18 protein-coding genes are annotated in these 12024 nt (G+C 71.1%); 10 read left to right on the top strand and 8 right to left on the bottom strand.

Translation table 11 applies throughout. The annotated features are described in order from the left end of the window. The first annotated feature begins 9 nt into the window (after positions 1-9). Positions 10-654, top strand: a complete 645-nt coding sequence (locus ACRAWB_RS17295; protein WP_431354447.1) for a hypothetical protein — start codon at positions 10-12, stop codon at positions 652-654. Here the strand turns inward: ACRAWB_RS17295 and ACRAWB_RS17290 are convergent. Further along, positions 635-763: a hypothetical protein gene (locus ACRAWB_RS17290; RefSeq protein ID WP_431354446.1), complete on the bottom strand. Its 129-nt coding sequence runs from the start codon at positions 761-763 to the stop codon at positions 635-637. The genes ACRAWB_RS17295 and ACRAWB_RS17290 overlap by 20 nt on opposite strands. A gap of 220 nt (positions 764-983) precedes the next feature. Here ACRAWB_RS17290 and ACRAWB_RS17285 point away from each other — a divergent pair, with 220 nt between their 5' ends. Both ACRAWB_RS17285 and ACRAWB_RS17280 read left to right on the top strand, forming a co-directional pair. Then, complete coding sequence (locus tag ACRAWB_RS17285; RefSeq protein WP_064109857.1) at positions 984-1808, top strand: alpha/beta fold hydrolase; 825 nt, start codon at positions 984-986, stop codon at positions 1806-1808. A gap of 59 nt (positions 1809-1867) precedes the next feature. Next, positions 1868-2311, top strand: coding sequence for a VOC family protein (locus ACRAWB_RS17280; protein ID WP_431354445.1), 444 nt, complete (start codon positions 1868-1870; stop codon positions 2309-2311). Here the strand turns inward: ACRAWB_RS17280 and ACRAWB_RS17275 are convergent. Beyond that, positions 2274-2867 (bottom strand): dihydrofolate reductase family protein, encoded by a 594-nt coding sequence (locus ACRAWB_RS17275; RefSeq protein ID WP_431354444.1) that lies wholly within the window; start codon positions 2865-2867, stop codon positions 2274-2276. The genes ACRAWB_RS17280 and ACRAWB_RS17275 overlap by 38 nt on opposite strands. A gap of 113 nt (positions 2868-2980) precedes the next feature. On the opposite strand from ACRAWB_RS17275, the gene ACRAWB_RS17270 reads away from it, so the two are divergent. Then, positions 2981-3970, top strand: a complete 990-nt coding sequence (locus tag ACRAWB_RS17270) for an NADP-dependent oxidoreductase (RefSeq protein ID WP_431354443.1) — start codon at positions 2981-2983, stop codon at positions 3968-3970. Here ACRAWB_RS17270 and ACRAWB_RS17265 read toward each other — a convergent pair. The 3 genes from ACRAWB_RS17265 to ACRAWB_RS17255 form a co-directional block, all read right to left on the bottom strand. Continuing rightward, the gene (locus ACRAWB_RS17265) at positions 3936-5573 is read right to left on the bottom strand and encodes an MFS transporter (RefSeq protein ID WP_431354442.1); all 1638 of its coding nucleotides are present in this window, start codon (positions 5571-5573) and stop codon (positions 3936-3938) included. The genes ACRAWB_RS17270 and ACRAWB_RS17265 overlap by 35 nt on opposite strands. 79 nt (positions 5574-5652) lie before the next feature. Next, positions 5653-6252 carry a TMEM175 family protein gene (locus tag ACRAWB_RS17260; protein ID WP_431354441.1) on the bottom strand — a complete coding sequence of 200 codons (600 nt, stop codon included), beginning with the start codon at positions 6250-6252 and terminating at the stop codon, positions 5653-5655. Positions 6253-6262: 10 nt separating this feature from the next. Then, complete coding sequence (locus ACRAWB_RS17255) at positions 6263-6688, bottom strand: VOC family protein (RefSeq protein ID WP_431354440.1); 426 nt, start codon at positions 6686-6688, stop codon at positions 6263-6265. A gap of 87 nt (positions 6689-6775) precedes the next feature. Between ACRAWB_RS17255 and ACRAWB_RS17250 the strand changes: the two genes are divergently transcribed. Beyond that, positions 6776-7489 (top strand): SDR family NAD(P)-dependent oxidoreductase, encoded by a 714-nt coding sequence (locus ACRAWB_RS17250; RefSeq protein ID WP_431354541.1) that lies wholly within the window; start codon positions 6776-6778, stop codon positions 7487-7489. A gap of 7 nt (positions 7490-7496) precedes the next feature. On the opposite strand, the gene ACRAWB_RS17245 is transcribed toward ACRAWB_RS17250, so the two are convergent. Beyond that, positions 7497-8036, bottom strand: coding sequence for a hypothetical protein (locus ACRAWB_RS17245; protein WP_431354439.1), 540 nt, complete (start codon positions 8034-8036; stop codon positions 7497-7499). 85 nt (positions 8037-8121) lie between these two features. Here ACRAWB_RS17245 and ACRAWB_RS17240 point away from each other — a divergent pair, with 85 nt between their 5' ends. The 5 genes from ACRAWB_RS17240 to ACRAWB_RS17220 are packed head-to-tail and all read left to right on the top strand — an operon-like array spanning position 8122 to position 10610. Beyond that, entirely contained in the window at positions 8122-8781 is a 660-nt protein-coding gene (locus tag ACRAWB_RS17240; RefSeq protein ID WP_431354438.1) for a septum formation family protein, read from the top strand. Positions 8782-8825: 44 nt separating this feature from the next. After that, entirely contained in the window at positions 8826-9416 is a 591-nt protein-coding gene (locus ACRAWB_RS17235) for a hypothetical protein (protein WP_431354437.1), read from the top strand. Further along, complete coding sequence (locus ACRAWB_RS17230; protein WP_431354436.1) at positions 9413-9715, top strand: hypothetical protein; 303 nt, start codon at positions 9413-9415, stop codon at positions 9713-9715. The genes ACRAWB_RS17235 and ACRAWB_RS17230 overlap by 4 nt, the downstream gene beginning before the upstream one ends. Before the next feature lie 2 nt (positions 9716-9717). Beyond that, the gene (locus ACRAWB_RS17225; RefSeq protein WP_431354540.1) at positions 9718-10194 is read left to right on the top strand and encodes a DUF1990 family protein; all 477 of its coding nucleotides are present in this window, start codon (positions 9718-9720) and stop codon (positions 10192-10194) included. Continuing rightward, positions 10191-10610: a hypothetical protein gene (locus ACRAWB_RS17220; protein WP_431354435.1), complete on the top strand. Its 420-nt coding sequence runs from the start codon at positions 10191-10193 to the stop codon at positions 10608-10610. Before ACRAWB_RS17225 ends, ACRAWB_RS17220 begins: the two co-directional genes overlap by 4 nt. 181 nt (positions 10611-10791) lie before the next feature. Here ACRAWB_RS17220 and ACRAWB_RS17215 read toward each other — a convergent pair whose 3' ends face one another. Then, positions 10792-11775 carry an NAD-dependent epimerase/dehydratase family protein gene (locus tag ACRAWB_RS17215; protein WP_431354434.1) on the bottom strand — a complete coding sequence of 328 codons (984 nt, stop codon included), beginning with the start codon at positions 11773-11775 and terminating at the stop codon, positions 10792-10794. Then, positions 11775-12002 (bottom strand): RNA-binding S4 domain-containing protein, encoded by a 228-nt coding sequence (locus ACRAWB_RS17210; RefSeq protein WP_431354433.1) that lies wholly within the window; start codon positions 12000-12002, stop codon positions 11775-11777. Before ACRAWB_RS17210 ends, ACRAWB_RS17215 begins: the two co-directional genes overlap by 1 nt. Between the last annotated feature and the right edge of the window lie 22 nt (positions 12003-12024).

The following is a 12024-nucleotide window of genomic DNA, read 5'->3' as shown; positions in this document are numbered from 1 at the left end:
CCTGGGCGCATGAGCGAAGCGGATGCCGCCGAGCGCGGTGCACGGACGACCCGACGCCTGCTTACCGGGGTGGCGGCCGCCGCCGGATCGGCGGTCGCCCTCGCTGCGGCGATCGGCGGCCGACGCGGCAGGCCCTCCGGGCCGCAGACACCCGTCGGCGGCATCGCCCGGGGCGTCGCCGCCGGCGTCGTCGGCACGCTCGCCTTCGACCTCTGGCTGTACCTCCAGTACCGGCGCGGCCACGGCCGGGAGGAGTTCGCGGACTGGGAGTTCTCCGCCGACGTCACCGGATGGGACGGCGCCCCCGCCCCCGCGCAGGTCGGCCGGAGGATCGTGAACGGCCTGTTCGAGACCGACCTGCCCGACAGCCGGGCGGCTCTCTTCAACAACATCGCGCACTGGGCGTACGCGCTGGGCGGTGCAACCGCGTACGGGGTGCTCGCCGGGTCCCTTCGGCGACCGCACACCGGTTACGGCCTGCTGCTCGGCGTCGGGATGTGGCTGTCCGGCTACGCGATCCTGCCGCCGATGCACCTGTACAAGCCGATCACGGAGTACGACGCGAAGACGCTGGGCAAGGATCTCGCCGCCCACCTCGTCTACGGCGCGGCGACGGGGGCGACGTTCTCGGGGCTCAGTCGTACCCGAGGATGACCGGGTCGAGTCCTTCGAAACCGCGGATGGGCCCCGTCCAGAGCATGGCCGTCACGGCATCCCGGACGGTGCTGGACCGCTCGGCCTCGACGTCGGCGTTCGTGCTCATGTCCGGAAGGCTAGTGCGGGCGGCTGCGCCCTGTGCATGTACAGCGTGTATATTCCGCGGCCGCCGCTGGCCGCGCCGTACAGCGTATTGGGAGGCGTTCGTCATCTGCCGTTAACGCTGCACCCTGGCATCCCATAACGCGCCGAAGTTACGGTGAGAGCGCATCCACGTTCTGCAGCACCGACCCACAGCATCGCGAAGCTCATCCGGGAGGAAAACCATGGGCACAGTCACCACGTCAGACGGCGTCGAGATCTTCTACAAGGATTGGGGAACGGGTCAGCCGATCGTCTTCAGCCACGGCTGGCCGCTGTCGGCCGACGACTGGGACACGCAGCTGCTGTTCTTCCTGCAGCACGGCTACCGCGTCGTCGCCGCCGACCGCCGCGGCCACGGCCGCTCCACCCAGACCGGCGAGGGCCACGACATGGACCACTACGCCGCCGACCTGCGCGCGGTCGTCGAAGCCCTCGACCTGCACGACGCCATCCACGTCGGCCACTCCACCGGAGGCGGCGAGGTCGCGCACTACATCGCCACCTACGGCGAAGACCGTGTCGCGCGCGCGGTGCTGATCAGCGCCGTTCCGCCGATCATGGTGCAGACCGAGAACAACCCCGGCGGCCTGCCGAAGAGCGTCTTCGACGACCTGCAGGCGCAGCTCGCCAAGAACCGGTCGGAGTTCTACCGGGCGCTGCCGTCCGGTCCGTTCTACGGCTTCAACCGCCCGGGTGTGGAGTCGTCGGAGGCGATCATCGAGAACTGGTGGCGCCAGGGCATGATGGGCGGCGCCAAGGCGCACTACGACGGCATCGTCGCCTTCTCGCAGACCGACTTCACCGAGGACCTGAAGAAGATCAGCGTCCCGGTGCTGGTCATGCACGGCGAAGACGACCAGATCGTTCCCTACGCCGACTCCGGCCCCCTCTCGGCCAAGCTCGTGCAGAACGGCACGCTGAAGTCGTACCCGGGCTTCCCGCACGGCATGCCGACCACGCAGGCGGACACGATCAACGCCGACCTGCTGGAGTGGCTGCAGTCCTAGCGGGCGCAGCGAAGGGCCGTCGTCCCGTCGGGCGGCGGCCCTTCGCCGTACCATGCAGCATGGACATCCGGCTGGAGAACGTGGGCATCGCGGTCCGCGACATCGAGGAGGCCGTGTCGTTCTTCACCGCCCTCGGCCTGACCGTGCTCGGGCGTGACACGGTGAGCGGCGCCTGGGCCGACACCGCGGTCGGCCTCGACGGCAACCACGCGAAGATCGCGATGCTGCAGACCCCGGACGGCGCCGGCCGGCTCGAGCTGTTCGAGTACCTGCACCCCGATGCGATCGAGACCGACCCGACGCTGCCGAACGAGATCGGGATGCACCGCGTCGCCTTCCAGGTCGACGATCTGGACGCGGCGCTCGCCATCGCGGCGCGCCACGGCTGCGAGCCGCTGCGAGGCGTCGCGCAGTACGAGGACGTCTACAGACTGACCTACCTGCGCGGACCGAGCGGCATCATCGTCATGCTGGCCCAGGACCTGCGGCGGAATCCGGCGTGACCCCGTAGCGGAGCCTGCGGTACTCCTCGTAGACGACCCGCCCGCCGAACGTCCGAGTGCCGACCAGGGTGAGCGGCATCCGCCGTTCAAGCGGCGGCCAGTAGCGCGTCCCGTTGCCGATCACGACGGGGTAGCGGAAAAGGCGGTACTCGTCGATGAGGTCTAGGTGGATGGCCTCTGCGGCCAAGTCGGCGCCGCCGATGGAGACGTCCCCCGGCGATGAGGCGAGCGCCGCGGCGATCTCCTCCTCGACGGTCCCGGTCGCCAGGCGCGCGTTGCCCTCGACGGACGTCAGGGTGTGGCTGAACACGACCTTCGGGAGCGCGGCCCACGTGTCGGCGAAGACGGTGGCCACCCCGGGGGTGCGCAGCGAGTCGTCCGTCTCCCACACCCGCATGGTCTGGTAGAGCTTCCTCCCCATGAGGTAGCCGCCGAGCCGGCCGATCTGGGCCACCTGGAACCGGAACTGCTCGTCGCCCGGCGCGGTGAAGTCGAAGCCGCCCTGCTCGTCGGCGATGAAGCCGTCGGCCGAAACGCCCATCGAGTAGATCAGCACGCCTTCACGCTAGTCCGGATGGGACTGAACCTGAACGGTAGCCTATAGAGCTTCTAGCCTGGCTAGGCATATCCTGGCGTCGGGCGCAGCGGCCCCCGCGGAAGGAGCATCCCATGGCGAGGAAGTCCGGAGAGGTGATGTACGTCGAGTACGACGGCAACGGCGATGTGGACGTGCTCGAGAAGCGCACGCGCCCGCTCCCGACGCCCGGGCCCGACGAGGTGCTGGTCGAGATCGTGGCGACGGGGATCAACCACATCGACGGGTTCATCCGCAGCGGCCGCGAGGAGGCCTGGGCGGACGAGCCCTTCCCGCGCGGCTCGGGCAGCGACTTCGCCGGAATCGTCGCAACAGCAGACGCAGCCGGCCGGTTCCGGAAGGGCGACGAGGTGATCGGTCACGTCCGCAGCGGCGCGCACGCGACACACCTCGTCGTGCCGGTGGCGGCGCTCGTGCCGAAGCCGCCGCATGTGACATGGGAGGTCGCCGGGGGCCTGTATCTCGCAGGCGTGACCGCGCTCGACACCCTCGACGACCTGCGCATCGGTCCCGGAGACACCGTCGTGATCTCGGCGGCGGCGGGCGGCGTCGGCAGCATCGAGGCGCAGCTCGCGAAGCACCGCGGGGCGCGCGTCATCGGCACCTGCGGCGACCGCAACTTCGACTACCTCCGCCAGCTCGGCATCACGCCCGTGCGCTACGGCGAGGCGATCGAGGAGCGCATCCGCGAGAAGGCGCCCGGCGGCGTCACCGCCCTCATCGACAACTTCGGTCAGGACGGACGGGCGCTGGCGGAGTCGCTGGGTGTGCCCGCGTCCCGCTACCGGTCGAGTGCGGATCGCCGCGACACCGAGCTGCGGCTGCTGCAGGACGACCCGGAGTCCGTGGCCCACGGCACGGCGCAGCTGGCGCGACTGGCGCAGCTGGCAGACGAGCGGGCGTTCACCCTCCTCATCTCGGGCTTCTACCCGTTGGACGAGATCCGCTACGCCTATGACGACCTCCAGAACCTGCACTCGCGCGGCAAGATCGTGCTGGGGACGCATCCCGTCACGACCTACCGCACGCTCAAGGCGCGGGATGTGCAGGAGGCGCGGGGCTGACCGCCGCAGCCTCCTCGGGCGCGTCTTCGCCGTCGTGCTCGCGGCGCCCGCTGCCGAGCGACAGCGTGGCGGCGAGACCGACGACGAGGAACCCCGCGGCGGCGAACGCAGCCCATCGGGTCCCGTCGCTGAAGGCCGCCTTCGCATCCTCGGCGATCGGTGCCGTGCGCGGGTCCTTCTCGAGGCCGGCGATGGCGGCGCCGGAGCTGTCGATCACCGCCGAGACCACCTCGTCGCGCTGCGCGGCGGGGAGCCCGCGGTCCTGGAGGCTGCTGTCGAGCACCGTGGTCGCGGACGCGAACAGCACCGTCCCCAGCACCGCGATGCCCAGGGCCGAGCCGATCTGCCGGGCCGTGCTCTGCGTTCCGGAACCCTGACCGCTCTGCTCGACCGGCACATCCCGGAGCACGACACCGGTCAGCTGGGCGGTCGCGAGTCCCACGCCGAACCCGTAGACGAAGAGGAACGGCAGCAGCGCGCCCCACGGCGTCGTCGGCGAGATGACGAACCCCAGGCCCGCGACCCCGACGATCTCGGCCACGAGGCCGACGCGCACGACCGTCACCGCGGGGATGCGGTTGCCGAACGCGCCTGCGAATCCGCTCGCTACGAACGAGCCGATCGCGAGCGCCAGCAGGATGAGGCCGGTGTCGAGTGCGCTGTAGCCGAGCACGTTCTGCAGCCAGATCGGCAGAGCCAGGACGATGCCGAACTCGCCCAGGGACACGATCGTCGCGGCGATGTTCCCGTTGCGGAACGACGGGATGCGGAACAGATCGAGCGCGAGCATGGTGCTCCGGCCCGCGCGCAGCCGCGCCCGCCCGCGCAGCACGAAGAGCACGCCGCCGAGGATCGCCACCCCGAACGCGATCGGCACCGGCGAGAGCGCCCAGGGCCACGTCCAGTCCCCGACGGCCGGCCGGGTGTCGACCAGCCACCAGCCGTACGTGCGCCCCTCGATCAGCCCGAAGACGAGGGACGCACTGGTCACGACCGACAGCAGCGCGCCGATCCAGTCGACGCCCCCCGCATGCCGGGTGTCGCGCGACTCCTGCACCGTCGCCAGCACGCCGACGACGATCAGGACGCCGAGCGGGATGTTGATGCCGAACGCCCAGCGCCACGAGAACGCCGTGGTCAGCCAGCCGCCGAGGAGCGGCCCGAGTGCCGTCATCCCGCCGATGGTCGAGCCCCAGACGGCGAACGCCAGGGCCCGCTCGCGACCACGGAAGGTCGCGTTGATGAGCGAGAGGGTGGTCGGCAGGATCATCGCGCCGCCGACGCCCTGGATCAGCCGGGCACCGATGAGGAATGCCCCCGTCGGGGCGAACGCTGCGGCGACGGAGGCGAGTGTGAAGATCGCGACGCCGACCAGCAGCATCCGCCGCCTCCCCCAGCGGTCGGCCAGCGTCCCGAAGACCAGCAGCAGTGCGGCGAAGACGAGCGTGTAGGACTCCTGCACCCACTGCACGCCGGTCGAGCCGATGTGGAGCTCGTCCACGATCGACGGGATGGCGACGTTGACGATCGTGGAGTCGACGATGATCAGGGCGACGGCGATGCTGATGAAGACGAGCCCTGCCCAGCGCTTCCGAGACGACACAATACTCCCTCGCTAAGAAACCAATCAGCTAGCTTACTTTCATAGTAGCGCGCCGAGGTCCAGCCCGGGTGAACGGACTTCACTCCTCAGTGAGCCCGGTCTGGTTGAAGAGGTAGTAGAAGCTGAGGGCGGTGAATCCGACGAGCATCGCCGGCGCGTACAGCGCCCCTACGACGGTCAGCGCGGGGTAGAACAGCGTGCCGATGCCGAACCGCCGCAGCGCCGCGCCGCGCTGCGCCGCATCCATCGCCCCGGCCTGCACCTGCGTGAGCAGGATGCGCGCGTAGAGGAACGTGAACGCGATCGCGAACCCCGTCGACGCCCCGCCGTAGAGCACCGCCGCGACACGGATGTCCTCCGCGCTGCCGTCGGCGATCGCACCCGCGAGGGTGGCGGTCGTGAACGGGATGGTCGTCACGAACATCAGGAGGACGAGGTTCCAGAACAGCAGCACCCGGTCGACGGACAGGACCAGCCGGAGGATGGAATGGTGGTTCACCCAGATCACGCCGATGACGAGGAAGCTGACGAGGTACGCCGCGAACGACGGCCACGCGGCCGCGAGCTGGTCGAGCAGGCTCTCGCCGTTCCCGGGCTCCAAGTGCAGGTCGAGGACGAGCAGCGTGATCGCCACGGCGAGCACGCCGTCGCTGAACGCCTCCAGCCTCGTCTTCGACATCGCCCGGCCGTCACTGCAGGTCGAACTCGTTGCCCTCCGGATCGAGCATCTGGTAGTACCGCTCGTGGAACGGCCCCCAGTCCTGGTCGATCAGCCGGAAGACCGAGGCGCCGAGCTCGACGAGCCGGTCCTTCTCGGCGTCGAGCTCTTCGTCCGTCGGGGGTCGCCCCTCCACGGCGCGCACGTCGATGTGGAGGCGATTGCGGCCGGTCTTCGGCCCGCTCGCGTGATGGAAGAACAGCCGCGGACCGCTGCCGTCTTCGCTCTCGGCCATCGCGCGTTTCGCGAGGTCGGCCTCGGTCAGGCCGCCCGCAAGCAGTTGGTCGCGGAACTCCCCATCGATGCGCTGCGGCGGGTAGCGGAACACACCCGACCAGAAGTCGGCCAGTCGCTGCGGATCGTTCGCGTAGAACACGATGTTGCTGAGGGTCGCCATGCGCACATCCTGCCCGAGCATCCGAACGCGCGTCGAGAGGGCCCCGACGCTTCCTTTCGGAGATCATCGGGCCGATCATGGGTGACCATGATGATCCTCGTGACGGGCGCGTCCACCGGCCTCGGCCTGGCGACCGCCGACGCCCTCGCCCGCGCCGGCCATCGGGTCGTCCTCCACGCGCGACGGCCGGACCGCCTGACGGATCCGGACGTCGCCGACCGGATGCACGCGCTGGTGTTCGGCGACCTCGCGGATTCCTCCGCCGTGCTCGACGTGGCACGCCAGGCGAACGACCTCGGCCGCTTCGACGCCGTCATCCACAACGCGGGTGTGATCGACGGCCCGGTGACAGCCGTCAACGTGATCGCGCCGTACCTCCTGATGGCGTCGCTCGCTCCCCCGGCCCGGTCGATCGTGCTGAGCAGCGGAATGCACCGCTCCGGTTCGCCGGACCTGGACCGCGCCTTCTCCGGCCGCGGCGACTACTCGACCAGCAAGCTCCTCGTCACTGCCCTCGCGATGTGGCTCGCCGACAACACCGACACGCTGTCGCACGCGGTCGACCCGGGGTGGGTGCCCACGCGGATGGGCGGCCGGGGCGCCCCCGACAGCCTGGAGGAGGGACACCGCACCCAGGAGTGGCTGGCCACCGCGGATACGGCGTCGATCGACCCGGTCACCGGCGGATACTGGTACCACCGGCAGGCGCGGGCGCCGCATCCCGCGACGACCGATCCGGCGTTCCAGGCACGGCTCGTCGAGCGGCTTGCCGACGTGACGGGTGTCGACCTGCGGCGGTGAACCCGGCTCAGCCGCCAGACCCCGGCTCCTGCGGCGTGATGGTCATCGTCCCTCCGCCGAACGGGAAGGGGAACAGGATGGTCCCGTGTTCGGCCGGCGTCGGGATCGCCCGGAACCACAGGATCGCGACGACCATCGAGACGACTGCGATCCCCACCGCGACGATCGCCGCCCGATTCAGCGTGCGCAAGGCCGCATCCACGCCGACGGCTCGCGCGGCCCGGCCGAGCGCGATCACGACGGTCAGCGCGATCGCCAGGTAGACGACCGGGCTCGGCTGCAGCGTGAGCTGGATGCACTGCGGCTGCACGCTGGTCGGGTCGCCGTTCGCGTCCAGGAACCCGCCGTCCATGGCGAAGCCGCCCGGGCAGCTCCCCTTGGACGCGACCAGCGCCGAATACAGGATGGCGGCTCCCAGCGCCCACAGCACCAGGGCGCGTGCGCGCCGGAGGATCGGCCGGTCCACGAGCGCCGGACGCGCGGCCTCCCCGCCGGTGCCGTCCGCGATTCCGCTTCCATCGACTCCCCCTCGGTTCGATGCCGCCATCCTGACATGGATGCAGTGCCCGCGTCATCCGGTGGCCCAGCGGGTTCGCAGGGCGCGTCGGGCACCCGAGCCGTAGGATGACCGCGTGAAGGACGACCGCGGGGGAGCGAGCGTCGACGTCTCAGCGGACGCCGAGCCGAGCGGTCTGTCGCGACGCGGGTGGGGCATCCTGGCCGCGATCACCGTGGCTGCGATGATTGCTCTCGGCGTCGTCGGCGCGGTCGCGGTCGGCACGGTGTTCGGGGATCCCGCGGCCGACGCGTCGGCCGCGCATGTGCCAGCCATCCCGCGCGCCTCGTCGCGGCCCGCGCCGCTCGGTCTCCCACCGCGGCCCACGCCGACGCAGGTCGCGACCGTGCCGTCGCAGCCGGTCGACACGCTCCAGCCCGGCGACTGCCTGCAGGTGTACCCGTCGAAGTGGGCGGACGCCTACCCGGTGGTGGACTGCTCGGCCCGGCACATCGCACAGCTCACGTCGAAAGGGGTGCTGCCGCAGCCGGCGGGCGCGCCCTTCCCCGGGACCGCAGCGCTCGACACCCAGGTCGGCGACCTCTGCGCGGCCCCGGGGCTCAACTGGCACTGGGTCGCGATCTGGGGCGAGGACGTCATGACCGACCTCCGCTACCCGGCGACCGCCGCCGCGTGGGACAGCGGCGACCGTCGCTTCGACTGCTTCGTCTACACGTACTCCCGGCACGAGCTCACCGGCAGTGCGATGCCCGGGTCCGCCGCGTCGGACGGCTGACCGCGCATCCACCCCGACGCATCCACCCTGACAGAGAGGACGACATGAACTTCTTCCCACCCGATCCACCCGAGGACGACGTCGAGCCGCCCGAGATGGAGCAGGACCCGCGCTGGAACCCACCCGCCGACGAGGTGCCCGCGATCGTCCCGATCGGCGAAGCGCTCGCGGTGACCGACACCGTCGCCATCGTCGTGTCGCACGCGCGCGTCTTCCGGAACGGCGTCGACATCGTGATCGATCGCCGCTCCCGGCGCGGCAGCCGCAACCGGCGGGAATGGGAGACGGTGCAGTGGTCGGCCCACGCGTCCTTCCCCGGAATGGGCGCGGACCGGCTGCGCTACGGCATGGCTCTCGGCGACGGCCAGCACCTCCTCCTCGACCGCCCCGGGTGGACCCCCGACGAGGACCGCGGGGACGCGCACTCGCTGTTCGCCTCCGGCGGCGGCGGCGGCGCGGGCGGCCCCGACTACACCGTGCACCTCGACGGTATGTGGCTCTGGCCGCTCCCGCCCGAGGGCCCGCTCGAGATCGTGACGCAGTGGCCGGCCGAGGGCATCCCGGAGTCGCGGGTCGTCCTCGACGGCGGGGCTCTGCGGGCGCGTGCCGCCGACAGCCGGAAGGTGTGGGAGTGACGGCCGCCTCGGCGTCGGCGCCCGCCCGACGGTCATCCGTCATCACGATCCTCGTGGTCGGCGCCGTCGCGCTCGTGGCCGGCGCGACGTGGAGCTGGGTCGCCAAGGTCACCGCCGACCAGTCGTCGATGACGTCCGGCACCCTTCCGGTTCTTCCGGTCCACGTGTACCGGCAGTACACACAGGTCGGGCACGCCCCGGACTATCTGGAGGTCTGGCTGGGCCTCGGCCTCGCGCTCCTCGGGGTGGTCGCACTGGTGGTCGGCGCCCTCATGGCACGCGCGAGACGCACGCGGTGACGATGCCGGAGGCGCGCAGCTGGGAGCCGACCGACCCTGCGTACCGGCGCGTGGAGGTGTCCGCCGTCGTCGGCCGAGGTGATGACTACTGGACGCGGGCGACGCACGACCTGCTCCGCTGGGCGGTGAAGACCCGAAGCGGCTTCCGGGTCGACTCGGCTGGGCCGGTGCAGGCCGGACGGCACGAGCGCATCCGCGTGCGCCTGCCGGGCATCACGATCGTGGAGCCGGTGGAGGTGGTCTCCGTCGTGGAGGAGCCGAGCCGGGTGGGTTTCGCGTACCGGACGCTGCCCGGGCATCCGGTCGACGGCGAGGAGGCGTTCATCCTCGACCGCGCCGCCGACGGGACGATCGCGCTCACCGTCCGCTCGCTGACGCGGCGAGCGCCCCAGCAGCCGTGGCGCCTTCTGTTCCCACTACTGCTCGTCGCACAGCGGGTGGCGAAGCGGCGCTACCTCCGGGCGCTGCGTCGACGGTGAGACCATCCGCCATCGGGGCTTCCCTCGCCGCCGCCGCTCTCGCCCTCGCAGCCGCGCTGACCGGCTGCAGCCAGGCGGGAGGCTGCGGGTACGACATCCGCGTCGCACCGCTTGTCACCGTGGATGTGAAGGAGTGGGTCACGGCCCATCCCGACACGAACGTCCGCGTCTGCGTCGACGGCGACTGCAGGGCCGGCTCCGGCATCGTGGCCGTCAATGCCGCGGAGCCCACCACGCCTCCACACGACGGCGACCGCCTCGAGATCACCGCGGCGCCCATCCATGGTTTCACCGCCGGGGATCCGTTCAGGACGAGCGCACCCCTGGTGCACGACCAGTGCGGTCAGGAGGGCGTCTGGCTTCGGATGGACGGCACCGGACGGCTGACCACCATCGCGCCTGACGGCGACCGCTGACCGTTCCAGCACCTTTCACCGCAACCGCGTGATTTCCCCTGCGTTTACCCTCGACTGCCATACTCCGTGGACCGGCAGGAGCCGCTTCGCAGGGGTGGAGCGTCTGCTGATGGCCGACCTCATGATGCGGGCGGCACGGGTCGTGACCGCCGGTCCGCGCCACGGGGGTGTGCCGCGGCGGTCACGCCTGGCGGTCGGCGCCCGACTCCGCGCCCAGGATGACCGCGCGTTCCTCCTCCGCCGTCAGCCCCGAGCGTCGCTCCCGGTCGACGCCGCGTGCGAGCTCGTCCGCGAGAACGCGCTGCACCGTCTCCTCGAGAGGAGTGAGCCGTCCCCCGGACTCGCGGAACGGCACGGCGGCGCGCTGCGCGAACCCCACATCCGCGAGCGGGAGCCACAGCGGCAGGGACCGCGGGCCGGCCCAGTAGTTCACGCCCTGAGCGAGCAGCGCGTCATCGCCGAGCTCGATCAGGCCGCCCTCGTAGCCTGCGATCGAGGCGGCCAGCCGGAGGAAGTCGGCCATCGGCACGGGCTCCCCGACCGCATTGGCGGTACCGACCGTCCGTTGGATGCCCGCGTGCGCGATCCAGGCAGCCAGATCCGCCACATCGATCACCTGCACGAAACGGCTGACAGGAGTCGGCGCAAGCACCGCGCCGGGCCGGCTGAAGCGTGCGGGCCAGTATCCGAACCTGTCCGTCGGATCGCCGGGGCCGACGATCAACCCCGGCCGCGCGATGAGGAGGCGGTCGCCGAGCCGCATGGCGCTCGCCCGCTCGGCCGCGACCTTCGCGTCCGGGTACTGGTCGAGGTCGGTCGGCTCCACGACGGCCGCGGACTCGTCGGCGCCGGGCTCGTCGTTGCGGGCATAGACGGAGACGGTCGACACCAGCGTCCAATGGCCGGCGCGATCGGCGAGGGCGTCGAGTGCGGGCTCGACGAGGTCGGGGGCGTAGGCCAGCTCGACGACCTCGTCCCAGTCGCCGAGTACCTGTTCGTACACGGCCGGATCCCGGCGGTCGGCACGGATCAGTCGCGCTCCCTCCGGGACCGCGCCCGACTCCCCTCGCGCCAGGCAGGTGACCTCTGCACCGGTCGCCAGCAAAGCACCGACGATGGTGCGCCCCAGCCAGCCGGTGCCGCCCAGTACCAGGACGCGTCGCATCAGGCGCTGACCCGCACCCGGCGCCCCTCGAAGGCGACGACGTCGCCGAGCTGCAGCTGCCGTCCGCGCCGGAGGTCGACCTCGCCGTTCACGGTGACGAGGCCGTCCGCGATCGCCTCCTTGACGTCTCCCCCGGAATCGAAGAGTCCGGCGAACTTCAGGAACTGGCCCAGACGGATCGACGTGCCGCCGATCGAGACGTCGGCGATCGGAGCAGGCTTCGTCATCCCCGCATGCTAGTCGAGACGA

Source organism: Leifsonia poae (assembly GCF_050632865.1).
In the GTDB taxonomy this organism is placed as follows: Bacteria; Actinomycetota; Actinomycetes; order Actinomycetales; family Microbacteriaceae; genus Leifsonia; species Leifsonia poae_B.
Note: the sequence above shows the minus strand (reverse complement) of the source record. Positions and strands in the feature narration are given on the sequence as shown.